The 23246-nt window shown below is 61.9% G+C and carries 19 protein-coding genes and 1 pseudogene; 11 read left to right on the top strand and 9 right to left on the bottom strand.

The window, feature by feature from the left end; translation table 11 throughout:
- Positions 1 to 13: 13 nt before the first annotated feature.
- Positions 14 to 1168 (top strand): Gfo/Idh/MocA family protein, encoded by a 1155-nt coding sequence (locus PQR42_RS14375; protein ID WP_408385424.1) that lies wholly within the window; start codon positions 14 to 16, stop codon positions 1166 to 1168.
- 45 nt (positions 1169 to 1213) lie between these two features.
- On the opposite strand, the gene PQR42_RS14370 is transcribed toward PQR42_RS14375, so the two are convergent.
- The 3 genes from PQR42_RS14370 to PQR42_RS14360 form a co-directional block, all read right to left on the bottom strand.
- Positions 1214 to 1474 carry a hypothetical protein gene (locus PQR42_RS14370; protein ID WP_012432018.1) on the bottom strand — a complete coding sequence of 87 codons (261 nt, stop codon included), beginning with the start codon at positions 1472 to 1474 and terminating at the stop codon, positions 1214 to 1216.
- Positions 1475 to 1627: 153 nt separating this feature from the next.
- The gene (locus PQR42_RS14365) at positions 1628 to 2797 is read right to left on the bottom strand and encodes an ABC transporter substrate-binding protein (RefSeq protein WP_408385426.1); all 1170 of its coding nucleotides are present in this window, start codon (positions 2795 to 2797) and stop codon (positions 1628 to 1630) included.
- 32 nt (positions 2798 to 2829) lie between these two features.
- Complete coding sequence (locus PQR42_RS14360; protein WP_408214678.1) at positions 2830 to 3771, bottom strand: CysB family HTH-type transcriptional regulator; 942 nt, start codon at positions 3769 to 3771, stop codon at positions 2830 to 2832.
- Between the two features lie 221 nt (positions 3772 to 3992).
- On the opposite strand from PQR42_RS14360, the gene PQR42_RS14355 reads away from it, so the two are divergent.
- The 6 genes from PQR42_RS14355 to cobA all read left to right on the top strand — a co-directional run bounded on the left by PQR42_RS14355 (position 3993) and on the right by cobA (position 10202).
- Complete coding sequence (locus PQR42_RS14355; RefSeq protein ID WP_342960081.1) at positions 3993 to 5672, top strand: nitrite/sulfite reductase; 1680 nt, start codon at positions 3993 to 3995, stop codon at positions 5670 to 5672.
- A 22-nt stretch (positions 5673 to 5694) separates the two neighbouring features.
- Positions 5695 to 6234 (top strand): DUF934 domain-containing protein, encoded by a 540-nt coding sequence (locus PQR42_RS14350; protein ID WP_408214674.1) that lies wholly within the window; start codon positions 5695 to 5697, stop codon positions 6232 to 6234.
- Positions 6231 to 6977 carry a phosphoadenylyl-sulfate reductase gene (locus tag PQR42_RS14345; RefSeq protein WP_408214671.1) on the top strand — a complete coding sequence of 249 codons (747 nt, stop codon included), beginning with the start codon at positions 6231 to 6233 and terminating at the stop codon, positions 6975 to 6977. The genes PQR42_RS14350 and PQR42_RS14345 overlap by 4 nt, the downstream gene beginning before the upstream one ends.
- Positions 6978 to 7087: 110 nt before the next feature.
- Positions 7088 to 8050, top strand: coding sequence for a sulfate adenylyltransferase subunit CysD (gene cysD, locus PQR42_RS14340; protein ID WP_408214668.1), 963 nt, complete (start codon positions 7088 to 7090; stop codon positions 8048 to 8050).
- A 21-nt stretch (positions 8051 to 8071) separates the two neighbouring features.
- Complete coding sequence (locus PQR42_RS14335) at positions 8072 to 9385, top strand: sulfate adenylyltransferase subunit 1 (protein WP_408385429.1); 1314 nt, start codon at positions 8072 to 8074, stop codon at positions 9383 to 9385.
- A 58-nt stretch (positions 9386 to 9443) separates the two neighbouring features.
- Positions 9444 to 10202: a uroporphyrinogen-III C-methyltransferase gene (gene cobA / locus PQR42_RS14330; protein WP_408385431.1), complete on the top strand. Its 759-nt coding sequence runs from the start codon at positions 9444 to 9446 to the stop codon at positions 10200 to 10202.
- A 6-nt stretch (positions 10203 to 10208) separates the two neighbouring features.
- Here cobA and PQR42_RS14325 read toward each other — a convergent pair whose 3' ends face one another.
- Positions 10209 to 13412, bottom strand: a complete 3204-nt coding sequence (locus PQR42_RS14325) for an enterotoxin A family protein (RefSeq protein ID WP_408385432.1) — start codon at positions 13410 to 13412, stop codon at positions 10209 to 10211.
- 1089 nt (positions 13413 to 14501) lie between these two features.
- On the opposite strand from PQR42_RS14325, the pseudogene PQR42_RS14320 reads away from it, so the two are divergent.
- Positions 14502 to 14952 (top strand): annotated as a pseudogene (locus tag PQR42_RS14320) (hypothetical protein).
- A gap of 367 nt (positions 14953 to 15319) precedes the next feature.
- Here the strand turns inward: PQR42_RS14320 and PQR42_RS14315 are convergent.
- The 3 genes from PQR42_RS14315 to lptF are packed head-to-tail and all read right to left on the bottom strand — an operon-like array spanning position 15320 to position 17952.
- Positions 15320 to 15691: a sirohydrochlorin chelatase gene (locus PQR42_RS14315; RefSeq protein WP_408385434.1), complete on the bottom strand. Its 372-nt coding sequence runs from the start codon at positions 15689 to 15691 to the stop codon at positions 15320 to 15322.
- 11 nt (positions 15692 to 15702) lie between these two features.
- Positions 15703 to 16851 (bottom strand): LPS export ABC transporter permease LptG, encoded by a 1149-nt coding sequence (gene lptG / locus PQR42_RS14310; protein ID WP_408385436.1) that lies wholly within the window; start codon positions 16849 to 16851, stop codon positions 15703 to 15705.
- 3 nt (positions 16852 to 16854) lie between these two features.
- Positions 16855 to 17952: an LPS export ABC transporter permease LptF gene (lptF, locus tag PQR42_RS14305; protein WP_408236390.1), complete on the bottom strand. Its 1098-nt coding sequence runs from the start codon at positions 17950 to 17952 to the stop codon at positions 16855 to 16857.
- Between the two features lie 137 nt (positions 17953 to 18089).
- Here lptF and PQR42_RS14300 point away from each other — a divergent pair, with 137 nt between their 5' ends.
- The 3 genes from PQR42_RS14300 to PQR42_RS14290 all read left to right on the top strand — a co-directional run bounded on the left by PQR42_RS14300 (position 18090) and on the right by PQR42_RS14290 (position 20903).
- Positions 18090 to 19631: a leucyl aminopeptidase gene (locus tag PQR42_RS14300; RefSeq protein ID WP_408209851.1), complete on the top strand. Its 1542-nt coding sequence runs from the start codon at positions 18090 to 18092 to the stop codon at positions 19629 to 19631.
- Between the two features lie 52 nt (positions 19632 to 19683).
- Positions 19684 to 20100 carry a DNA polymerase III subunit chi gene (locus PQR42_RS14295; protein ID WP_408180711.1) on the top strand — a complete coding sequence of 139 codons (417 nt, stop codon included), beginning with the start codon at positions 19684 to 19686 and terminating at the stop codon, positions 20098 to 20100.
- Between the two features lie 92 nt (positions 20101 to 20192).
- A complete protein-coding gene (locus PQR42_RS14290) occupies positions 20193 to 20903 on the top strand; it encodes a DUF2486 family protein (RefSeq protein WP_408385438.1) in 711 nt (236 codons plus the stop codon).
- A 78-nt stretch (positions 20904 to 20981) separates the two neighbouring features.
- Here the strand turns inward: PQR42_RS14290 and PQR42_RS14285 are convergent, their stop codons facing one another.
- Both PQR42_RS14285 and ilvD read right to left on the bottom strand, forming a co-directional pair.
- Positions 20982 to 21320 carry a c-type cytochrome gene (locus tag PQR42_RS14285; RefSeq protein WP_408385439.1) on the bottom strand — a complete coding sequence of 113 codons (339 nt, stop codon included), beginning with the start codon at positions 21318 to 21320 and terminating at the stop codon, positions 20982 to 20984.
- Positions 21321 to 21497: 177 nt separating this feature from the next.
- Positions 21498 to 23171, bottom strand: coding sequence for a dihydroxy-acid dehydratase (ilvD, locus tag PQR42_RS14280; protein ID WP_408209860.1), 1674 nt, complete (start codon positions 23169 to 23171; stop codon positions 21498 to 21500).
- Positions 23172 to 23246: the final 75 nt, after the last annotated feature.

Below are 23246 nucleotides of genomic sequence, written 5' to 3'. Positions count from 1 at the left end.
AGGAGTGAAGGCGATGCCACAACGAAGGCTCAGGCTGGGGATGGTCGGCGGCGGACAGGGCGCGTTCATCGGCGCGGTGCATCGGATCGCGGCGCGGCTCGACGATCGTTTCGAAGTGGTGGCGGGCGCGCTGTCGTCCGATCCGCAGCGCGCGCAGGCGAGCGCCGATGAGGCCGGGATCGCGCGCAGCTACGCGGACTGGCGCGAGATGGCGCGCGCCGAAGCCGCGCGCGATGACGGCATCGACGCGGTGGCGATCGTCACGCCGAATCATCTGCACGCGCCGGTGGCGACGGCGTTTCTCGAAGCCGGGATCCACATCGTGTGCGACAAGCCGCTGGCGATCTCGCTGGCGGAAGGCGAGGCGCTGGCGAAACTGGCTCGCGAGAAGAACCGGCTGTTTGCATTGACGCATACGTACTCCGGCTATCCGCTGGTGCGTCATGCCCGCGAGTTGATCGAAAGCGGCGAGTTGGGCGAAATACGCGTCGTGCAGGTCGAATACGCGCAGGACTGGCTGGCGGAGCCGATCGAAACGAGCGGCACGAACAAGCAGGCGGGCTGGCGCACGGATCCTGCGTTAGCCGGGCCGGCGGGATGTCTCGGCGATATCGGCACGCATGCGTATCATCTTGCCGCGTTCGTCACGGGCATGATGCCCCATGCGCTCGCGGCGGAAGTGCATACGTTCGTGCCGGGCCGTCGCATCGACGATCACGTGCAAGCGATGCTGCGCTATCCGAACGGCGCGCGCGGCATGCTATGGGCGAGCCAGGTGGCGAGCGGCGCGGAGAACGCCTTGCGTTTGCGGGTGTATGGGACGAAAGCCGGTCTTGCGTTCGATCAGGAGGAGCCCAATGAATTGTGGTTCACGCCATTGGGAGGTGCGGCTGAGCGCCTGACACGCGGGCGCGTGAAGAGCACGATCGCGGCCCATGCGACGCGCGTGCCGGCGGGACATCCTGAAGGTTATCTGGAGGCGTTTGCGCAGTTATACAAAGACGCGGCGTTGCAGATCGAAGCGTTGGACGCGGGGCGCGCGTTGCCCGCCGAGAGCCTGTTGCTCACGACAGTGGAGGACGGTGTGGCGGGGCTACGTTTTATCGACGCCATGCTCGCGAGCAGCGCGGCGGATGGGCAGTGGCGGGAGATTGCGCGAAGCGCTTGAGGCGGCTTTGTGTCGCGGCTGGACGAGTGGGGTTCGCCGCCCCGCTCAACCGCCTTTGCTCTTCTTGATTTGCTCTTCGAACGCGATATCCAGCTTGCTCGCTTTGCGCGGCTTCGGCGGCCCGAACCCATCGACGAATTTGACGAAGTCGTCGAGCGTCAGCGGATCGGAGACTTTTTTGTCCGTGCCGCTCGATTTGTCGACCAGATAAAACAGGCCGCCGGACAGACTGATCGCGGCGAACTGCGGATTGCCGCTGCGGGTTTTCAACCGCTCGACGGCGTGGATGGCTCGGGTGGTGCGCATGATGGGGAAACGGCTAGTTGAAGCTATGCACTTTAACAGCAATACGCCGCGCGCCTGACTGTCGGCGTTTGGACTGGTCAGGCGCCGGTAATGAGGTTCACCCCGAACAAAGCATTGGGCAGAGCGGCGGACGGCGAATGTGGACGGGTTGGCTCACTGGCTCAAATAAACGAACTTGCCGTTCTTGATAGTGCCCATCACGCTCGCGCGCTGATCCAGGCCCACGTGATCCTTCGGGCTCGTGTTGACCACGCCGTTCGGCACGACCAGCTCATGCGCGTGCTCCAGCTCGTCACGCAGCGCCGTGCGGAACGCGGGCGTGCCCGGCTGCGCCGTCTTCAACGCGCGGGCCACGGCGTCCTGCAAACGCGGGTACACGCCGGCTGCATCGCCCGCGAACTGCGTCACGCTGCCCGCGCCGTACTTCGCTTCGTATTCGTTCGTAAAGGCGAGCGCCGCCTTCTTCGCCGGATGATCGGCCGGCAGCGTGCGCGCGACCACGACCGGCTGGGTCGGGAACAGCGTGCCTTCCACGTCCTTGCCGCCCAGCTTGATGAACTCGGGCGTGGCGATGCCGTGCGTCTGGTAGATCGGGCCTTTGAAGCCGCGTTCGATCAGCGTCCGCTGCGGCAGCACCGTCGGCGTGCCGGCCCCGGCGATCAGAATCGCGTCGGGCTTGGCGGCCATCAGCTTCAGGATCTGGCCGGTGACGCTCGCATCGGTGCGGTTATAGCGCTCGGTGGCGACCAGCTGGATATGGCGCAGCGCCGCGAACTTGCTGAACTCGTTGAGCCAGCTTTCGCCGTAGCCGTCCGCGAAACCGATGAAGCCCACCGTCTTCACATTGTGGTTCGACATGTAGCGCGTCATCACGTCGGCCATCGCGCTGTCGGTCTGCGCCATCTTGTAGGCCCAGACCTTCTTGCCTTCCTGCGGCTCGACCACGCTGGCCGACCCGATCAGCGTGATCATCGGCGTCTGGCTCTCGGCGACCGGATCGAGCGCGGCCATGGCCGCCGGCGTGATGTTCGGGCCGACGATCACGTCCACGTGGTCTTCGTTGATCAGCTTGCGGATGTTGCGCACGGCGGCGCCCGGGTCGGAGGCGTCGTCGAGGAAGATGTACTCGGCTTTCTGGCCGGCGATCGTGGCGGGCCACATCAGCATCGCGTTCTTGCTGGTGATGCCGATCACGGCGGCCGGGCCGGTGCTCGACAGATCGATGCCGACCTTGATGTCGGCGTGTGCAGCGGTGGCGAGCAGGAGCGCGCCAAAACCAAAAGCGGCGGCGAGGCCGTTGAATTTCTTCTTATACGACGTCATCGAGGGTCTCCGTGGCAACAAGCGTGGTGATGTCAAAGTTCGTAGGTTTCGTGTTCGCCCTTGAGCGCCTGTTCGATCAGCTTGCGATTCATGCTCGGCGACAGCAGTTCGACGAGCGTATACACATAGCTGCGCAGATAGGCGCCCTGTTTCAGCGCGACCCGCGTCACATTGCTGCCGAACAGGTGGCCGACCGGCATGGCGCGTAAGTGCCGGTCGCGCTCGGCGTTGAACGCGATATCCGCCATGATGCCGACGCCGAGGCCTAGTTCCACATAGGTCTTGATCACGTCGGCGTCAATCGCCTCCAGCACGATGTCCGGATGCAGCCCACGTAGACGGAACGCCTCGTTGATCTTGGTGCGACCGGCGAACGCGTTGTCGTAGGTGATCAGCGGATATTGGGTCAGATCATCCAGCGACAAAAGTTTGCGGTCGAGCAGCGGATGATCCGGCTGCATGACGGCGACGTGGTGCCACTGGAAGCAGGGCAGCGAGACCAGCTCTTTATAGTTAGCGATCGCTTCCGTGGCGATGCAGAGATCGGCCTGGTCGTGCAGCACCATTTCGGCGACCTGGGTCGGGCTGCCTTGCAGAATCGAAAGGTGCACCTTGGGGAAGCGCTTCTTGAATTCGGCGATGGCGGCAGGCAGCGAGTAGCGCGCCTGGGTGTGGGTGGCGGCGATCACCAGATTGCCCTGATCCTGCGCCGCGTAATCTTTACCGACTCGCTTGAGGCTTTCAACCTCCTGCAGGATCTTCTCGACCGACTGCAAAATGATGCGTCCCGGTTCGGTCAGTGAGCGCACGCGCTTGCCGTGCCGCGTGAAGATTTCCACGCCGAGCTCGTCTTCCAGCTCGATGATCGCCTTGGAAACGCCCGGCTGGCTTGTAAACAGTGCCTTGGCCGCTTCCGTGAGGTTGAAATTCTGCCGCACAGCCTCGCGGACGAAGCGGAATTGATGCAGGTTCATATATAACCTCTCCGCATATCAAAAGAATTTTTTAGTCGTTTGAAATATAAGGCGAGTTTATTACGATCTGTCCATCTTTTTCAATATGGATATCTGTATTTGTCATAAGCAAATGAGCGATGGGTCTAAACGTTCATAGGCAGATGGTGACAAAGGGAGGTATCCAAGGCGCGGCGGAACCGGACCGCCGTGCATCACTTGCAAAAAATTGGGGTCCCCGAATGTACCAATACGATCAGTACGACCAGACCATCGTCGATGAACGGGTCGCGCAGTACGCCGATCAGGTTCGCCGCCGCTTGTCGGGCGAATTGAGCGAAGAGGAGTTTCGTCCGCTGCGCCTGCAGAACGGCCTGTACTACCAGCGCCACGCGTACATGCACCGCATCGCGATTCCGTACGGCAACCTGCGCAGCGACCAGATGCGCGTGCTCGCGCAGATCGCGCGCGAACACGACCGCGGCTACGGCCATTTCTCGACGCGCTCGAACATCCAGTACAACTGGATCAAGCTCGAAGAAACGCCGGAAATCCTGCGCAAGCTCGCCGCGGTGCAAATGCACGGCATTCAGACCTCGGGCAACTGTATCCGCAACATCACCGCCGACCAGTTCGCCGGCGTGGCGCCGGATGAAGTGGTCGATCCGCGTCCGTGGGCCGAAATTCTGCGTCAATGGTCGACGTTCCACCCGGAATTCGCGTGGCTGCCGCGCAAGTTCAAGATCGCCGTGTCGGGGTCGAAGGAAGACCGTGCTGCCGTGCAGATTCACGACATGGGCGTGTATCTGAGGAAGAACGAGCAGGGCGAACTGGTGGCCGATATCCTGGCCGGCGGCGGCATGGGCCGTACGCCGATCATCGGCGCGATCATCCGCAAAGATCTGCCGTGGCAACATCTGCTGACGTACTGCGAAGCCGTGCTGCGCGTGTATAACCGCTACGGCCGCCGCGACAACATGTACAAGGCGCGCATCAAGATTCTCGTGAAGGCGTTGAGCCCGGAGAAATTCTCGGCGCAAGTCGAAGAAGAATGGCAACACCTGAAGGACGGTCCTTCGACGCTCACGCAAGCCGAAGTGGATCGCGTGTCGCAGTACTTCCAGCCGCCGGTGTACGAAAAGCTCGCGGATACGGACGCTTCGTTCGAAAAGCATCTGCTGGAAAACCGTGCGTTCGCCCGTTGGGTCGAGCGTAACGTGCGTCCGCACAAGGTGTCGGGCTATTCATCGGTAACCTTGTCTTTGAAGCCGACCACGATCGCTCCCGGCGACGCAACGGATGCGCAAATGGAAGCGGTCGCCGATTGGGCCGACGAGTACTCGCTCGGCGAAATCCGCGTATCGCACGAACAGAATCTGATTCTGGCCAACGTCAAGAAGCGCGACCTGTTCGCGCTGTGGGAAAAGGCCAAGGCGCAAGGTTTCGCCACGCCGAACATCGGCTTGCTGACCGACATCATCGCGTGCCCGGGTGGCGACTTCTGCTCGCTCGCGAATGCGAAGTCGATTCCGATCGCGCTGGCCATTCAGGAACGCTTCAACGATCTGGACTACGTGTACGACCTCGGCGACGTGTCGCTGAACATCTCGGGCTGTATCAATGCGTGCGGTCACCACCACGTCGGCAACATCGGCATTCTGGGCGTCGATAAGGACGGCTCGGAGTGGTATCAGGTGACGCTCGGCGGCGAGCAGGGCACGGGCGCCACCGGCGCGCACCTCGGCCGCGTGATCGGCCCGTCGTTCTCGGCGGAAGAAATGCCGGACGTGATGAGCAAGGTGATCGATACGTTCGTGGAAAACCGTCACGAAGGCGAGCGCTTCATCGAAACGTACAACCGCATCGGCATCACCCCGTTCAAGGAACGCGTGTACGCCTCGCGTCAACCGGCTCACGCGTAACCGCGAAAAGGATACTGAACAGATGGCTTCTATCATCAAGAATCGCGCGATCGTCAACGATGACTGGACGGTCGTGCGCCCGGCGGAAGATGGCTCGCTGCCCGCGGTGAACGAATTGCCCGCAGGCAAGGTGCTGGTGCCGCTCGCGTTGTGGCAGGCTTCCCGTGATGCGTTGATCGCTTCGCGTAGCGCGGCTGAAATCGGCGTGTGGCTCGCGCCGGACAGCGAACCGGCGGATATCGTCGCGGACTTCGACACGATCGCGCTGATCGGCGTGGACTTCCCGGTGTTCCGCGATGGCCGCGGCTACAGCATCGGCCGCCTGCTGCGCGAGCGTTATGGCTACAAGGGCGAACTGCGCGCAATTGGCGACGTGCTGCGCGATCAACTCGCGTTCATGTTCCGTTGCGGCTTCGATGCTTACGCATTGCGCGCCGACAAAGATTTCGACGATGCGCTCAAAGCGTTCGACGAATTCAGCTTCAACTATCAGGGCGCGGTGAACTCGTCGCCGCTGTTCCGCCGCCGTGAAGCAGGCGAACTGGCAAAGGCATCGGCATGAGCGAAGTTCAAGCCCTCACGCCGGAACTCGCCGCGAAAGTCGAGCGCCTCGATGCGCTGCTCGACTCGATCGCCGCGCGTCACGCGAACGTGAAGCTCGCGAGCAGCCTCGCAGCGGAAGACATGCTGCTCACGCACGCGATCCTCTCGCGTGGCGTGAAGATCGGCATCTTCTCGCTGAACACGGGCCGTTTGCATGCGGAAACGCTGGGCATGCTCGATCGCGTGAAAGAGCGCTACGGTTACGACATTGAACAGTTTCATCCGCAAGCTGCCGCGGTCGAGGAATACGTCGGCTCGCACGGTCTGAACGCGTTTTATGAAAGCGTCGATCTGCGCAAGCGCTGCTGCGAAATCCGCAAGGTCGAGCCGTTGAACCGCGCGCTGTCGGATGTCAGCGCATGGGTCACGGGACAGCGTCGCGAGCAGTCGGTGACGCGCGCCGAATTGCATGCGGAAGAGCACGACGCCGCGCGCAACATCGCCAAGTTCAATCCGCTGACCGACTGGACCGAGGCCGAAGTGTGGGCCTACCTGAAAGCGTTCGACGTGCCGGTCAATCCGCTGCATGCGCGCGGCTACCCGAGCATCGGTTGCGAGCCTTGTACGCGCGCCGTGCGTCCCGGTGAAGATAGCCGGGCAGGGCGCTGGTGGTGGGAGTCGCGCGATACGAAGGAATGCGGACTGCACATCACGACGATTACGCCGATCGCGGTTGACCGCAGCGCGAACACTCCGGCCTGAAGTTTGAGTGAACGGGCCTTGGTTTTTTGGCCCGAACGCCGCACATACCGATTTGAATACTCCGCGACGCGAGCAACCGCTTGCGACGCGAACCAACGAAGGACCCAAACATGAGCACCACGCTCGATTCCACTGTGAACGCACCGCTCGCCAACACGGCAAACCGTATGGATCACCTCGACTGGCTCGAAGCCGAGTCGATTCACATCCTGCGCGAACTGGTCGCTGAATGCAGCAAGCCCGCGCTGCTGTTTTCGGGCGGTAAGGATTCGGTCGTGGTGCTGCACCTCGCGCTGAAGGCCTTCGGTATCGGCGCGAATCGCAAGACCGTGCTGCCGTTCCCGCTCGTGCATATCGACACCGGCCACAACTACGACGAAGTGATCGACTTCCGCGATCGTCGTGCGGAAGAGATCGGCGCTGAGCTGGTGGTTGGTCATGTCGAAGATTCGATCAAGCGCGGCACGGTGCGTCTGCGTCGTGAAACGGATTCGCGCAACGCCGCGCAAGCCGTGACGCTGCTCGAAACCATCGAACAGTACGGCTACACCGCATTGATCGGCGGCGCGCGCCGCGACGAAGAAAAGGCCCGCGCGAAAGAACGGATCTTTTCGTTCCGCGATGAATTCGGTCAATGGGATCCGAAGGCTCAGCGGCCGGAACTGTGGAGCCTGTATAACGCGCGTCTGCATAACGGCGAACATCTGCGTGTGTTCCCGATTTCGAACTGGACCGAGCTCGACGTGTGGCAGTACATTGCTCGCGAACAGCTCGAACTGCCGTCGATCTATTACGCGCATCAGCGCGAGATCGTGCGCCGCAATGGCCTGCTCGTGCCGGTTACGCCGCTCACGCCGATGCGTGAAGGCGAAGTCAGCGAAACCGCGCAGGTGCGCTTCCGTACCGTTGGCGACATTAGCTGCACGTGCCCGGTGGAAAGCGATGCTGACGATCTCGAGAAGATCATCGCCGAAACGGCCGTGACCGAAATCACGGAACGCGGCGCGACGCGGATGGACGATCAGGTCTCCGAAGCCGCGATGGAACAGCGTAAGAAGCAAGGTTATTTCTAAGCACACGAGGGCAATGCAATCATGAGTATTCATCAACCAGAAGACCTCGGCGTGCTGCGTTTCATTACCGCGGGTAGCGTCGACGATGGCAAGAGCACGTTGATCGGTCGCCTGCTGTACGACAGCAAGGCTGTGCTTTCAGATCAACTCTCGGCACTGTCGCGTGCGAAGAATAAGCGTACCGTCGGCGACGAAATCGATCTGTCGCTGCTCACCGACGGCCTCGAAGCCGAACGCGAGCAAGGCATCACGATCGATGTCGCGTACCGTTACTTCGCGACTGCGAAGCGCAAGTTCATCATCGCCGATACGCCGGGTCACGAGCAGTACACGCGCAACATGGTGACGGGCGCGTCGACGGCGCACGCGGCGATCATTCTCGTCGACGCGACACGCGTGACTTTCGTTGATGGTGTGGCGCAACTGCTGCCGCAAACCAAGCGTCATAGCGCGATCGTCAAGCTGCTGGGTTTGCAGCACGCGATCGTCGCGATCAACAAGATGGACCTCGTCGATTACAGCGAGCAGCGCTTCAACGAAATTCGTGACGCGTATGTCGAACTCGCGCGTCAACTGGGCTTGAGCGATGTGCGCTTCGTGCCGGTGTCGGCGCTCAAGGGCGACAACATCGTGACGGCGAGCGAAAGCATGCCGTGGTACGCGGGCGAGCCGCTGCTGGACCTGCTCGAAGCATTGCCGGTCGAAGTGCCGACGGGTCAGGCGCTGCGTTTCCCGGTTCAGTGGGTGGCGCGCCAGGACGGCAGCCAGGCTGACGACTTCCGCGGCTACATGGGCCGTGTCGAAGCCGGCGAAGTGAAACTCGGCGATACGATCGTCGTGTTGCCGGCCAATCGTGAAGCGACGGTTGCCGAAATCATTGCGCCGGTGCCGGGCGGCACGGCTGCGGTGGACCGCGCGTTCGCGGGTCAAGCGGTGACGATCCGTTTGGCGGAAGACGTCGACGTTTCGCGCGGTGACACCTTCGTGCTGCGTGAAGCGGCGCCGGAACCGGCGAAGAAGCTTGAGGCCGACTTGTGCTGGTTCGATGACACGCCGCTGTCGACGCAACGCAAGTATCTGTTGAAGCAGACCACCAACACGGTGTTTGCGCGGATCGGTGCGATCAAGGAAGTGCTCGACGTGCATACGCTGTCGCAGGCCACCGATCGCAAGGATCTGACGATGAACGATATCGGCCGCGTGGCGCTGACGTTGCAGAAGCCGCTGGTGTGCGATGTGTACGACTCGCATCAGGGCACGGGTGCGTTCGTGCTGATCGACGAAGCGACGCATCATACCGTTGCGGCTGGGATGATTCGGGCGTTTTCGGCGTAAGTGCGGCGCTTGCGCATCGCTGCGTCATGCTGGCGCCCTAACGGACAGGTTGAGGCAAATGGGTAAGGTTTATCTGATCGGCGCAGGGCCGGGTGCTGCGGACCTGATTACGGTGCGCGGCGCGCGGTTGCTGGGCACTGCTGATGTGGTGTTGCATGATGCGCTGGTCGAACCGGCTATGCTGGACTATGCGCCTTCGCACGCGCGGCGGATTGCCGTTGGGAAGCGTTGCGGGCAGCTTTCCACTGCGCAGCAGTTCATCAATAAGCAGATTGTCGATGCCGCGCTCGAGCACGACGTGGTGGTGCGCCTGAAAGGCGGCGACCCGATGCTGTTCGGCCGCGCCGACGAAGAAATGCGAGCGCTGGAAGCGGCCGGCATCGAGTACGAGGTGGTGCCGGGGATTACCGCGGCGCTGGCGAGCGCGGCTTCGTTGAAGCGCTCCCTGACGCTGCGTGGCGTATCGCGCAGCGTGGCGCTGGCGACCTTCAGTCGCGCGCAAGGGTCTGAGGAAATCCGCGAGCAGGTCAAGGCGGATTCGCTGGTGTTCTACATGGGCCGCGATAGTGGTGTGAAGATCGCGCAGCAATTGATTGACGCGGGCCGGGATATCGGCACGCCGGTCGCGATCGTCGAGGCCTGCAGCACGGAGCGCGAGCGCACGCTGACGTTGACGCTGCAAGGGCTCGCTGCCGGCGAGGCAGTTGGGTGGGTCGAGGCGTCGCAGCCCAGCTTGCTGATGATCGGTGAAGCGTTCGCCGCGCGCGAGGCGGACGCGATGGTCCGCTCGGCGAAGGGAATGCTGGTCGCGGCTTGAGGGTAGCTATACCTTTGCCAGCTTGTCTTCCTGATCGAGGCGGCCGATTTCTCGCGCCTTGATGCCGTTCCATATCTCGTCGCTAATTGGGAAACCCGTGGAGACAATCGGGCCGGCTTGCCTCCATGTCCAGCCCGTTTGCTTGTCGTGCGTTGCCTCCCAGATCATCTCTCCTGAAACAGTGCGCACCTGGAGTTCGTTCTCGCTAGTTGCGGTCGCGTAATAGCCATCTTTGAAGAGCCAGGCGGCATTTTCGTTGAACAACTCGGGGGCAACTACGTCGGTCGCCCCAGAAGATTGCAGGTATCCGATGTTTTGCTGCATATTGCGTGGCGGAATATCCAGCATCTCCAATTCCGTGGCGAAGTGCGTCGTGCCGGCCGGCAGCGCCGAATCCGGGTCCTGACTGAAGGCGTAGAGCTTTCGCCGGTTATAGGCCATGGCCTCCAGCGAATAGCTGTTCCTGTTGGACATGGGCGGCGTGACCGCATGGCCGGCAGGATCCTTCAATCCCCATTGCGACCAGCTACCGTTTTGATAGTTAGCGACGAATGGCGAAGAACCATAACCTACGTTCAGATACTTGTTGTCCTTCGCGTGAACGAGACGGCCACCGCTGAAACGAAACACCCCGTTCAAATCCTCCGGGTCCTCGGGAATTGGTCCGACTCGGAGATAACCGTCGCTGCCGACCAGTATCACCTTGTTGTAGTTCTTTGGATAATGGAGACGTCCGTCCTCGCCCATCGCGAATTGCCGTGTGTTTTCCGGGTACTTGTCTGCAGAGCTTTTCTCCGCAATATAAGGACGGTCGTAACGATCCGTATAAAGAATGTACGACCCTCCGCCATACGCCTCTATGGTCATCGGCCCGCGGTAATCTTCGCCGTTCGACTGTTTGGCCGCCGCCTGATTGATTTTCATCATGGCGTTCAGATAAAAGGCCGCCTGGGTCCGGTTGGGATCTTCCTTGGGGATCGCAGCGATCGTCTGGTCATTGTGTCGGCGTGTGCCTGCGAACGGTCTGTAGGCGGGCTCCTGCCAGGCCGAGCTGCCAGCAGGAAAACGCGCCAACTGTGGTTGCGCGCCTGCGGTTCGCAGATGGTCGTACACGTCCCAGCGAAAATTGTGGTTGGGTGTGTACTTCGTTGCGGGATTGTTATGCAGGTCTTCCGTGCGCCACCAGCCGACTACCTGCGTGTTGTCGATATGCCCCATCGCCGCATATTCCCTGTCTCTTCGCTCCAAGGCGTGTGGTCCAAGGCTGCCGTTGACATCCACCATGTTGGGGGAGGCCGCGATGACGTAAACGTATCCGGGGCGGGGCTGATGCTGCTGGCGTATGACGGCAACCGACGGAAGAGCGAAAGTGCCGAGATAGCCGGCGCTGTCCGTCTCCCCCTCGTGTGAGGCAACGTCGAAATTGTGCATTCGCAGATTGATCTCGCTCAGCGGTGTCCATTCGGCGTCGAAGCCGCCTTGCCTGTTGACTTCTTCGGGTGTCTCCGTCGAAGGCCGGAAAAGTAGCCGCGGTTCGGCGTCCGGCCGGGAATCGACCGAACGTTTTTTCAGTTCGTCGATATGCGCGCGCACGTAATCCTGAATGGAAGGCCGGTTATCGGCCGGCTCGGGCGGCAGATTAAAGTTCTCCGGTACGTGCGCGCCATCATTGGCGTGCTCCAGTCCACCCGCATGCTCCGCGCGGAGCAGCGTGACGTTCCGCACCGGAGAGGGAGGTTGTCTTTCAAGGACCGGGAGGCTGGTGTCGGCGATGCTGGAATCATTGGAAAACCACGTGGTCGTCGCATGGTGGACGCCTCCCTCGTCGCTATATCCGGTATCGTAGATGCGGCGCATGGTGGACGCCAGATTCTGAAAACCTTGGTACACGAAAACCCCCGAGTTCGGGTCGTAAACCTGGTACTGATCGCTCGCATAGTCGTCCGTGGTGTTCATCCGCTGGATGATGACCGGCCGGCTGGGCTCTCGGTTCGACCCGCTAGCGGCTCGTGGGTTAAGCGTCAGATCGACTACTGCGAAGTCATTGGGATGGCGCGTCGTTGCATCTTCGCTGACGTACGGTTCGCTAAAGTGCGTCCTGAGATCGGTGACCAGCTCACCCGCGTTCGCCGTATGGAGCACGCCGCTGTGTCTGGTGTGGTTCGGTAATACGGTGGTAGAGGCTGTTTGATATCGTTCGTGCCCAACATTCAGAGCGTCGACGATACCGTGGTGCCCGTACGGATTGCTCAGCGAGCCACGTAGCAGGTTCGTGGCGGCAAGGAGATTGATCGATCTGCCCGACGCGACTTCCTGCAGCGCATAGCTGCCGACGCTCTCATTCGGACTGTGCAGGCCGGACGTTGCCGATCCTTGCGGGAAAAGTGCATCGAGCGATGTGTCGCTCCACGCCGTTGAACGCTCCTTGTAGATGATGTCATCGCAGCCGCCGTCGGGTGGGCTAATACCGGCCGCCCCCTGTTGCGGGGGAAGTTCGTCGACTGGCGTTCCGGCGTGCTGCGCGTTCGAATAGACCTGCATTTTGAAGGGAATGACGTCATACTGGTCTTGACGAACGTTAGAACGCGGCCCACCTGAAGCCTGGCCCATCTGGAAGGCGGAGTTCAGATATCTCTCTAACGCATGGGCCATATGGTCCCAGTCGGCGTATTGGAAGGCGCCATTGTTAGGATCGAAGATCGAATAGCGATTGTCAGGTCCCCGCTGGATCAGAAGGGCGTGCCCGCGCCTTACGTCTTTCTTCACCAAAGCCAACTGGACATAGGCCATATCATCGGGTTTCTGTAGCGAATCGTGTAAGCGGTCCAGAAACCGTTCAATGCGCCTTTGTTTTGTCCCCGTGCGGTCAAGAGTGACCGGCGCTTGCGATGTGTAGTGATTGAATCTGAGCCCGGTTCGGTTGTTCTGGAAGTTATTGATGCGGCCGAACATATCGTTCCGCGCAGGCGAGGACCGGCTGGCATCCGCACGCATGCCTTGAACCGCCGTGAGCGGCAACATGCGGCCAGTCGGGGATACTGTCGTGGGGACCCCGGGGGTGGTCGCGAGATCCATTCGCCGCATGACCTCTCGCACCATTCCTTCGCATAACCCGCCGTGCACCTGATCCTGGCTTTCCGGGTAATCGCGCTGATCGATTCGTTCGGAATCCACGGCGCCGTCCCTTAGCGCGTTGCCGCCGCGATCCATGACGCATTTGCTTGAACCCACACCGCGTTCGACCCGTACGCTCTCGTGGGGCTCGGCAGCGTGTGCAGGCAGCGCGTGCGAGGGCGAGCCGGTGCGGAGCGCATGGCTGGCCGCGCGGCCGCTCCCTGCCGTTGACCTACCTTGTGTGGGCGACGTGCTTGCACTGAATGCATCGGACCCGTGCCGGCCAGCGTCGAGCTTCACGCGTTGGGACGTGGTGAGGCGAGGTCCGGGGGCGTTTCCAACTTGCGTGGTCGGCGGCGCGGGGTGGGCTTTTCCTGCCGCATCCGAGGCCTGCGTGCCCGTTTGCCCTGTACCGTTTTTGGAGATGTCTTGACTGGACGTTGAACCGTCTGCGTTCTGCTGATCGGTCGGGACGTCGTTGCTACCGCAAGGGATGTAGCGTTGGTTCGTATCGCAGACGCGCATGTTCGATGCTCCAGGAAGTGGGTTGCCGGGAATGCCTAGGGAATCCGGAAACACTATGAGGACCATCGTAGGCGTGACGTCGGGCAGCCTGGTGGTAGCGGGGCATGGCGTACGGAATCGATCACACGCGGCGAACGGGCGCATTGGGGGCAACGAAAGGGACGTGCTGCCGCACAGGGGCAGCGCTATTAGACCGACCCCGCATTCCGCCTTGGTGACGAGGCCTTCATCCTTCCGGCGAGCGCTGCTCGCAGCTGTCGCCGTCCTTCAGCAAACAATCGTTCCATTTTTTTGCTGATATTTCCTCGGCGCTGTAGTCCTGTATGCGAGCGGACGCTTGGGACGTTTCGGAAATGTTGGCGGCGCGCGCCTTTTAGCTCGCGCGGGTGATCACTCGCGAAACAATACGTTTTAAACTCAATTCGCCGTCCAATCAGCGACGGCCAGGCTTGGCAGCCTGCTCACCACGCACGTACTCCCGCTCCGGCGGGGCGTGCGTCTGTTTCTGCGCGTCCTCTTGCTATGGGCGGCCCGTGATAGGGAGACCCCCGGGTCTGCTGGTTTGCTGTGGTGCCAGTCTGCCAACGGTATCACCGTGCCCGCTCACCACCGCGAAAGCGCGTGTCGGGCGATCTAGGTAAGTTCTAGGGAGATCGCGCCATGAGTAAATCCGCCAGGAATTCTCGCACCACGTCGCGCCCACCCGTTGACGCACTTCAATACGAAAAACTCGCCCTGTTCCGCTTTCGGGCTGCTTGAGCGGCAGCTAAGCCAACTGGACAAGCTGGTGACACTTGCGGCCTCGATCGTTAGGAATCCAGCCGTGATGCGGGAGGAGCGACATCGCCAGCGGAAATTGCTGGAACTGCTGGTGGAAACCGGCGAGGATTACCAGCGCGAACTCGAGATTGACCGCGAGCTATATCAGGTTATCGCACTCGACGCGAAGGGAATTCCTCAAAGCCGGATTACTGCGCGCCACGCGGCAGACCTTCTGGCGAAGGCCACAAAGATGGCGTCAAATAGGCGCCGTATGGGCGCAACGAGGGTGATGCAGGACGGGCAGGTGCGGTTCAAAACGGTCGCGTGCCGCACTATAACTGCACACTGACGGTGGTTCGTGCTCGGAACCCGGTAGGCTTCAGCGCTCTAGCCGAGGCGAAGCCGACGGCCCCCACGCGAATAGAAAAGCCCACTGGCTTTAAGCAGACCGCTCCGACGAGCGCGTAGCGCGAGGCGGGAAGAATGAGCGCCTTGTCACTGGCGTGGAATGTGCGAGAGCGAAGATTCCAGATGTACCACTACCGCGACTGCGCGGGGGACCCACTTAAGAATTAGCGGTTTGAGCCGTTTTCTCTTGCTTACTTCTCTTTGCGGCGGCAAAGAGAAGTAAGTGCCGCCCCGCACAGGGGCAACGCTAATAGACCACCGTGAACGCAAGGAAAGGCCAACGCCACACGAGCACAACCTGAAAGCAATCAAACCTGCCGAAGGCAATACTGGGCAACAGCATCCAAAACCGCCTCATCCTCACCCACAGCAACAGCGCATTTAACGAGAACAGAAGGATGCAAAGCCTGGCATTGCTCGATCACCAGAGGCAGGTCTTTCCTGACATGCCCCCCTTGCCCAAAAAACACCGGCACAACGGTGACCACATCACAGCCTTGAGCAACAAGCTCACCCACAGCCGTGGGCAAATCCGGCTCCATCAACTCAAGAAACGCCAACGCGACAGGCCCAGAACCCGGAGAAGCTCCCCGTAACTTGATAGCCAACCGTTCAAAGGGCTCCCGCCATCGCACGTCCCTGGCGCCATGCCCAAACAGCACAATCCCATGCACAGCCATGGCACCGTCTCCTAGTGACGATCAACCCACTTCAACCCGACCAGCCCGAGCACGAGATACACCAGCCCGGGTGTTGCCGCAGTCAAAGGCGCGGGCCAGGTATTCAACGTCCCGATATGCGAGAACAGCGTGTTGAACAGCTGAAAACTCATCCCCAGCATGATCCCGCCGAAAACCTTCATCCCCACCACACCAGCCCGCGTATGCAAATACGCAAACGGCAACGACAGCACCAGCATCACAAACACAGCAAACGGATACAGCAACTTGCGCCAAAACGCAATTTCATACCGCTGCGTATCCTGATGATTCTCGGTCAAATGCTGGATATACCGGAACAGATTGAACATCGACATCCGATCCGGCGACACCAGCAGCACCGACAGAATCTGCGGCGTCAATTCCGAGCGCAGCGAGTACTCCGGTACGGTCACTTCCTTCGCCCGATACACCGGATTCAACGCATCGGCGGGCGTACCCGGAGGAGGGGGCACATCGATCAATTGCGTGTCGGTCACACCAGTCAACTGCCAATGCCCCGGCGGCTGATACTTCCCACTCTTCGCGGTCCGCACATTCGAAAGCCGGAACTTCGAATCAAATTCATAGATGCGCACATTGCTGATCGTCGCATCCGGCTTCAATTCGCCGACGTTGACGAAGCGCGTCACCTGCTCGCCATCCGCGCGTGCCGTGAGCGTATCTTTCACCCACACACCGGACTCGAAGTTACTCGACACCGAAGACCCGAGCGCCTCGAGCCGCACGCGCTCCGACAATTGATCCGTGTACGGCCCAACCACTTCGCCGATCAGATAAGTCAGCAAAACCAGCGGAATCCCGATCTTCAACAGCGAGCGCAGCGCCTGATTCGTAGCAAGCCCGGACACGCGGAAAATCGTGTACTCGGAATTCGCCGCCATCTGCGCGAACACATAGATCGCGCTGATCAACGCCGCGACCGGAATGATTTCGTAGAAGCGCGACGGCGTTTGCAACGCGACCCGCAGTACAGCGTACTGAAACTTGTAGTTGCCGTGCCCGACTGAATTCAGTTCATTGATCAGGTCGAAGAAAAAGAACAGACCCGAAAACGCAAACAGAATGAAGATAAACGTGAGATAGATCTGACGCGCGAAGTACCTTTCATAGATGCGCATCGGTCAGGCTCCCTGCGAACGGCTGAACATCGCCCGCGTGAAGAGCGGCCGGTTGCGCACGCGCAGCCAGAAAATAAACGCGACGATCGCCGCGACGATCACGTGCAGGCCCACCAGCCCGACCGGGAACGACATCTTGCCCTGCTCGATCCACGACTGCACCACGTTCAACAGATTCGAATACGTCAGATAGATGAGCACCGCCATCACGAGATTGATGGTGCGGCTGCGCCGCGGATTCTGGTGCGCGAGCGGAATGGCCAACAGCATCAAGTTGATTGCGATGAGCGGCAGACCCGCGCGCCAGGCGAATTCGGCGAGATTGTCGTTGCTCGGATTGCGTAGCAGCGTGAGCGTGGGCGTGCCGGTCGTACTGGGCGTATTGACGACCGGCTGGCTCTGGATCTTCACGCCGTAGCGTTCGAACTCCATGATGCGGAAATCGGGCTGGCCCGGCTGGCCGTCGTAACGGCGGCCGTTTTCCAGCACGACGAAGCGATCGCCGTTCTTACGCGTCTCGGTATGGCCGGTCTTCGACACGACCACGTTGACCTTGCCGTTCTCCGTGCTGGTCACGAACACGTTTTCCACACGCGCCTGGTCGGGCGACATCTTCTCGATGAAGAACACGCGATGACTGGTGGCCGATTCGCGGAATTGACCCGGCGCGAGCAGCGAGACTTCGTCGCGCTGCTGGAAGCGCGCGCGGATCAGCTTGCTCTGCTGGTTCGACCACGGCCAGCCGACGAACACGAAGAACATGATGAGGATGATGATCGGCGTGGCAAAAATGCCGATCGGCTTGATGAATTGCGTCAGACTGACACCCGACGAGAGCCACACGACCATCTCGGAGTCTTTGTACCAACGGGTCAGGACGAACAGGATCGACACGAACAGGGTCGCGACGAGCATGATCGCCAGGTAGCCGATCACGGTCAGGCCGATCAGGACCAGCACGTCGCGCGGGTCGATCTCGCCCGAGGCTGCGAAGCCGACGATGCGGATCATCATCGTCGTCAGCACGAGCGTGAGGAGAACCATGAACACGGCACCAGCCGTATACGCGAGTTCGCGCTGGAGGGAGCGTTCGAAGATCATTATTGATGATGAGAGGGGGCGCTCTCAGTGGCGCACGGGTTGCTTCCCGTCACACCTCCGGTGCAGCCGCCGCGGGAAAAATAGCGGATAATTGCGGCTTTCATCCTAAGCCCAGATTTTATCCGAGGACAAGCGCGATGGACTTTAGCATAAAAGCCTGTGATTGGACCAAAGGCTCGTCAAACGGTTTCCTGACTGGGAAATCCGATTGCATCGTAATCGGCGTGTTCGAGTCGCAAACCCTCTCGGGCGCGGCTCTCGAGATCGACGAGGCCACCCGCGGCCTGCTGAACCGCATCATCAAGGCCGGCGACATGGACGGCAAGGCCGGCACCACGCTGTTCCTGCACGAAGTGTCGGGCATCGGCGCCTCCCGCGTGCTGCTGGTCGGCCTCGGCAAGCAGGACGCTTTCAACCAGAAAGCCTACGGCGAAGCCGTGCGGGCCGCCTGGCGCGCGCTGCTGGGCACCAAGATCGTCCAGGTCACCTTCACGCTGGCGCAACTGCCGATCCTCGAACGCACGGCCGATTGGGGCGTGCGCGCCGCGATCCTCGCGCTGCGCGAACTGACCTACAAGTTCACGCAGATGAAGAGCAAGCCGGACAATTCGGCGCGCGCGTTGAAGCGCATCGTCTTCAGCGTCAACACCGGCGACGAGAAGGCCGCCAAGCTGGCCGCGAAGCAGGGCGCCGCGCTTGCCAACGGCATGGACCTGACGCGCGACCTCGGCAATCTGCCGAGCAATGTCTGCACGCCGACCTACCTCGCCAACACCGCGAAGAAGCTCGCCAAAGACTGGAAGCTGAAGGTCGAAGTGCTGGGCGAAAAGCAGTGCGAAGCGCTCAAGATGGGCTCGTTCCTGTCGGTCACGGCCGGCTCGGTCGAACCGGCGCAGTTCATCGTGCTGCAGTATCAGGGCGGCGCCGCGAAAGCCGCGCCGGTGGTGCTGGTCGGCAAGGGCGTGACGTTCGACACGGGCGGCATTTCGCTCAAGCCGGGCGAGGGCATGGACGAAATGAAGTACGACATGTGCGGCGCCGGTTCGGTGCTGGGCACGTTGCGCGCCGTCGCCGAAATGGGCTTGAAAATCAACGTGGTCGGCATCATTCCGGCGGTCGAGAACATGCCTTCGGCCACGGCCACCAAGCCGGGCGACATCGTCACCAGCATGAAGGGCCTGACGATCGAAGTGCTGAATACGGACGCCGAAGGCCGCCTGATCCTGTGCGACGCGCTCACCTACGCGGAGCGCTTCAAGCCGGCTGCGGTGATCGATATCGCCACGCTCACGGGCGCCTGCATCATCGCGCTTGGCCACCACAACAGCGGCCTGTTCTCGAAAGACGACGCGCTGGCGGGCGAGCTGCTCGACGCGTCGCGTGAAGCGTCCGACCCGGCCTGGCGCCTGCCGCTCGACGACGAGTATCAGGACCAGCTCAAGTCGAACTTCGCCGACATGGCCAACATTGGCGGCCGTCCGGCGGGCAGCGTGACGGCGGCGTGCTTCCTGTCGCGCTTCACCGAAGCGTATCCGTGGGCGCACCTGGACATCGCGGGCACGGCATGGAAGAGCGGTGCGGCGAAGGGCGCCACCGGCCGTCCGGTGCCGTTGCTCGCGCAGTTCCTGATCGACAGGGCCGCTGACGGTCGGGCCGCGGACGGTCGCGCCGCACAATGACGCAATGCAGTAAGGCCGCAGGCCAAGTTGTAGAAGCAAAGCGGAGCCGCCGATGACGAGAATCGACTTTCACTCGAACGTCGGCGATTCGCTGCTGTATGCGTGCCGCCTGATTCGCAAGGCGTATCAGGCGGGCCAGCCGACCATCGTGCTGGCCGAGCCCGCGCGCCTGAAGGCCTTCGACGAACAGTTGTGGACCTTTTCGCCGCTCGACTTCGTGCCGCACTGCATGGCGGGTACGCCGCTCGCCGCGCAAACGCCGATCGTGCTGGCTTCCAGCCTCGACGATGTGCCGCATCATCAGGTTCTGCTCAATCTGGGCGCCACGGTGCCGGCGCAATTCGCGCGCTTCGAGAGATTGCTGGAAGTGGTTGGTAACGCACACGAGGAACTCGCTGCGGGCCGCGAACGCTATCGCTTCTATCGCGATCGCGGCTATGCTTTGAACAACTACAAGCAAGGCAGCTAGGTCCCATTCGGTCCGCGTCGCCGGTGTCTGATCTCAGGCATCGGGCGTGCACGCGGGCTGCTTCAGCTTCGACTCAAACACGGAGAGCGCACGTGTCCGATCCCAACGACGATTCGATCCCGATTCTGCACGAGGTTCTCGTGCAGGGTCATCCTGTGCAGCCGCGGCAAGCGTCGAGCGATGCGGCCGAACTCGACGGCCCGCGCGAACCCAGTTTCAAGGTGGAGCCCGTGCTCGCGCCGCAGCCGGTGCTGACGCCGGAGCAGGTGAGGTCGGCGGAGCCGGTGCTCGCGGCGGAGCCGTTGCATGCGCAGGAACCGACCCTCGCACCGCAACCGCCGCGTACGCCGCAAGACGCCGCACATGCGCCGCAGCCGGCTGACCATCATCATCATCCGAAGAAGCGTCCGCGGGCGCACCACACTGCGGAACCGCGGCACGCGCATGACGACGCGCACGCGCCGTCGGCGGGTGTGTTCGATCGGGCCGAGCCAATCACGCCGCTCGAGGCAGGCTCGACCGTACCGCCGGATATCGCGCGCGAAGGCGCCGTCGAGGCGCCGCTGGATCTGGATGTCGACGTCATCGCCGAACGTCTGCGCAGACGCGTCGCCGGTTTCCTGGCGGGCGACGGGCGCAGCGTAATCGAGGAACGCTGCCGCGAGACCCTGCACGCGCACACGGGCTGGCTCATCGACCAGATCACGCGCGAAGTGGCGCTGACGCTGGAGAATGAGATGACAAGCTGGGTGCGGGAAGCGGTGGTGGAGGAGATCGCGCGGCGCGCCTCGGGCAGCGCGTGATCGTGTGAGTGAAGCGCGGGCGCGTTGAGCGCCGCCTGCGTGCAGCGCCTTTCGCGAGGCGCTCCTTGTCTGAACCGCTTATTTGAGCGTCAACACCCAACTCGCCAGTGTAGCCGCCTGATCCGGCGTGAGTTGCGTATTGGCGGGCATCGGCACCGGACCCCACACGCCCGTGCTGCCATCCAGAATCTTGTGCTGCAGATAGGTGGCGGCGTCTTCGCGGCCGGCATATTTCGCCGCGACATCATGCAGCGCCGGTCCCATGAAGGAACGCGTGACCGAGTGGCAACTCATGCAGTTCTGCTGCTGGGCGAGCGCGAGGCCAGCGGCCTCGGCATGCGCCGCCGGACTGCCGGCACTCAACGCGGCGCCCAGCACGACGGCCGCTGCGAGCGCTTTGTGCGACTTTGATTTCATTCTGGTCTCCGTCGGTGCGGGTGCCCGACTCGTGGTGCCAGCATTATAAAAGGAAAGGGGCGCACGGTTTTCCGTGCGCCCCTTTCGCTTTTACGTAGCTTTACACGTGCTCGCAGGGCCGTCGTCGAGATCTCGGACCACGTGCGTTCCCCAGCCGGCGGTAGCCGTAGCCGTCGCTTAGCCCGTTATCGCGCCTTTGTTGGCCGGCAGCGCCAATGCGAAGTACTTCGCCAGCACGCCACGCGTGTAACGCGGCTTCGGCTGTTGCCATGCGGCACGGCGGCGCTCCAGTTCGGCATCGTCGATGTTCAGTTGCAGCAGCAGTTTATGCGCGTCGATCGTGATCGAGTCGCCTTCCTGCACGAACGCGATCGTGCCGCCCACGAAGGCTTCCGGCGCGACGTGGCCGACCACCATGCCCCACGTGCCGCCCGAGAAGCGCCCGTCGGTGATCAGGCCGACGCTTTCGCCGAGACCCTTGCCGATGATCGCCGAGGTCGGCGCGAGCATCTCCGGCATGCCGGGACCGCCCTTCGGGCCGAGGTAACGGAGCACCACCACGTCGCCGGCCACGATCTTGTCGGCCAGAATCGCTTCCAGCGCGCTTTGCTCGTCGTCGAACACGCGGGCCGGGCCGGTGATGACGGGGTTCTTCAGGCCGGTGATCTTGGCGACGGCGCCGTCGACGGCCAGATTGCCTTTCAGGATCGCGAGGTGGCCTTCCTTGTAGAGCGCCTTGTCGATCGGGAAAATCACCTGCTGATCGGCGCGCGGCTTGCTCGGCACGTCCTTCAACTCCTCGGCGATGGTCCTGCCGGTGATCGTGATGCAATCGCCGTGCAGCAGGCCTGCGTCGAGCAGGATCTTCATGACTTGCGGAATGCCGCCCGCCTTGTGCAGATCGGTCGCCACGAACTGGCCCGACGGCTTCAGGTTGCAGATCACCGGCACCTTCTTGCGCATGCGCTCGAAGTCCTCGATGCTCCATTCCACTTCGGCCGCGTGCGCGATCGCCAGGAAGTGCAGCACGGCATTGGTCGAGCCGCCGGTGGCCATGATCACGGCCACGGCGTTTTCGATCGCCTTCTTCGTGACGATGTCGCGCGGCTTGAGATCCTTCTTGACCGCTTCGACCAGCACGCGGGCCGATTCGGCCGACGAGTCGACCTTTTCCTGATCCGGATTGGCCATCGTCGACGAATACAGCAGCGACATGCCCAGTGCTTCGAACGACGAGCTCATGGTGTTGGCGGTGTACATGCCGCCGCACGAACCCGTGGACGGGCAAGCGTTCTGCTCGACCCCTTCGAAATCTTCCTGCGACATCCGGCCCGCCGTGAACTCACCCACGGCTTCGAACGACGACACGATGGTCAGGTCGGTGCCCTTCCAGTTGCCCGGACGGATCGTGCCGCCGTACACGTAGATGCTCGGCACGTTGGTGCGCAACATGCCGATCATGCCGCCCGGCATGTTCTTGTCGCAGCCGCCGATCACGACCACGCCGTCCATCCATTGGCCTTGCACGCAGGTCTCGATGCAGTCGGAGATCACTTCGCGCGACACGAGCGAGTACTTCATGCCTTCCGTGCCCATCGACATGCCGTCCGAGATCGTCGGCGTACCGAAGATCTGCGGATTCGCGTCGGCGCCCTTGATCGCGGCGACGGCGGCGTCGGCCAGACGCTGCAAGCCGGCGTTGCACGGCGTGATGGTCGAGTGGCCGTTGGCGATGCCGATCATCGGCTTGTCGAAGTCGGCCTTCTTGTAGCCGAGCGCGTAGTACATCGAGCGATTCGGCGAACGCGCCACGCCCTGCGTGATGTTCTTCGAACGACGGTTGTATGCCATGGGGAGCTCCAATCTGTTTTGTTTTGATCCGCGCTGCGGGTTCTTGCCTCGCCGGCGTGGGCTGCCGGCGGCATC

It is taken from the genome of Paraburkholderia sediminicola (genome assembly GCF_046027355.1).
In the GTDB taxonomy this organism is placed as follows: Bacteria; Pseudomonadota; Gammaproteobacteria; order Burkholderiales; family Burkholderiaceae; genus Paraburkholderia; species Paraburkholderia sediminicola_B.
This window is presented reverse-complemented; position numbering and strand designations above follow the sequence as displayed.

What these genes read in the sequence shown, in the direction of transcription:
- PQR42_RS14370 (WP_012432018.1), bottom strand. Translation starts at nt 1,474, where the DNA reads ATGCGCACCACCCGAGCCATCCACGCCGTCGAGCGGTTGAAAACCCGC.
- PQR42_RS14365 (WP_408385426.1), bottom strand. Translation starts at nt 2,797, where the DNA reads ATGACGTCGTATAAGAAGAAATTCAACGGCCTCGCCGCCGCTTTTGGT.
- cysD (WP_408214668.1), top strand. Translation starts at nt 7,088, where the DNA reads ATGAGCACCACGCTCGATTCCACTGTGAACGCACCGCTCGCCAACACG.
- PQR42_RS14325 (WP_408385432.1), bottom strand. Translation starts at nt 13,412, where the DNA reads ATGGATCGCGGCGGCAACGCGCTAAGGGACGGCGCCGTGGATTCCGAA.
- PQR42_RS14375 (WP_408385424.1), top strand. Translation starts at nt 14, where the DNA reads ATGCCACAACGAAGGCTCAGGCTGGGGATGGTCGGCGGCGGACAGGGC.
- ilvD (WP_408209860.1), bottom strand. Translation starts at nt 23,171, where the DNA reads ATGGCATACAACCGTCGTTCGAAGAACATCACGCAGGGCGTGGCGCGT.
- PQR42_RS14300 (WP_408209851.1), top strand. Translation starts at nt 18,090, where the DNA reads ATGGACTTTAGCATAAAAGCCTGTGATTGGACCAAAGGCTCGTCAAAC.
- PQR42_RS14345 (WP_408214671.1), top strand. Translation starts at nt 6,231, where the DNA reads ATGAGCGAAGTTCAAGCCCTCACGCCGGAACTCGCCGCGAAAGTCGAG.
- cobA (WP_408385431.1), top strand. Translation starts at nt 9,444, where the DNA reads ATGGGTAAGGTTTATCTGATCGGCGCAGGGCCGGGTGCTGCGGACCTG.
- lptG (WP_408385436.1), bottom strand. Translation starts at nt 16,851, where the DNA reads ATGCGCATCTATGAAAGGTACTTCGCGCGTCAGATCTATCTCACGTTT.
- PQR42_RS14355 (WP_342960081.1), top strand. Translation starts at nt 3,993, where the DNA reads ATGTACCAATACGATCAGTACGACCAGACCATCGTCGATGAACGGGTC.
- PQR42_RS14350 (WP_408214674.1), top strand. Translation starts at nt 5,695, where the DNA reads ATGGCTTCTATCATCAAGAATCGCGCGATCGTCAACGATGACTGGACG.
- PQR42_RS14335 (WP_408385429.1), top strand. Translation starts at nt 8,072, where the DNA reads ATGAGTATTCATCAACCAGAAGACCTCGGCGTGCTGCGTTTCATTACC.
- lptF (WP_408236390.1), bottom strand. Translation starts at nt 17,952, where the DNA reads ATGATCTTCGAACGCTCCCTCCAGCGCGAACTCGCGTATACGGCTGGT.
- PQR42_RS14360 (WP_408214678.1), bottom strand. Translation starts at nt 3,771, where the DNA reads ATGAACCTGCATCAATTCCGCTTCGTCCGCGAGGCTGTGCGGCAGAAT.
- PQR42_RS14295 (WP_408180711.1), top strand. Translation starts at nt 19,684, where the DNA reads ATGACGAGAATCGACTTTCACTCGAACGTCGGCGATTCGCTGCTGTAT.
- PQR42_RS14285 (WP_408385439.1), bottom strand. Translation starts at nt 21,320, where the DNA reads ATGAAATCAAAGTCGCACAAAGCGCTCGCAGCGGCCGTCGTGCTGGGC.
- PQR42_RS14315 (WP_408385434.1), bottom strand. Translation starts at nt 15,691, where the DNA reads ATGGCTGTGCATGGGATTGTGCTGTTTGGGCATGGCGCCAGGGACGTG.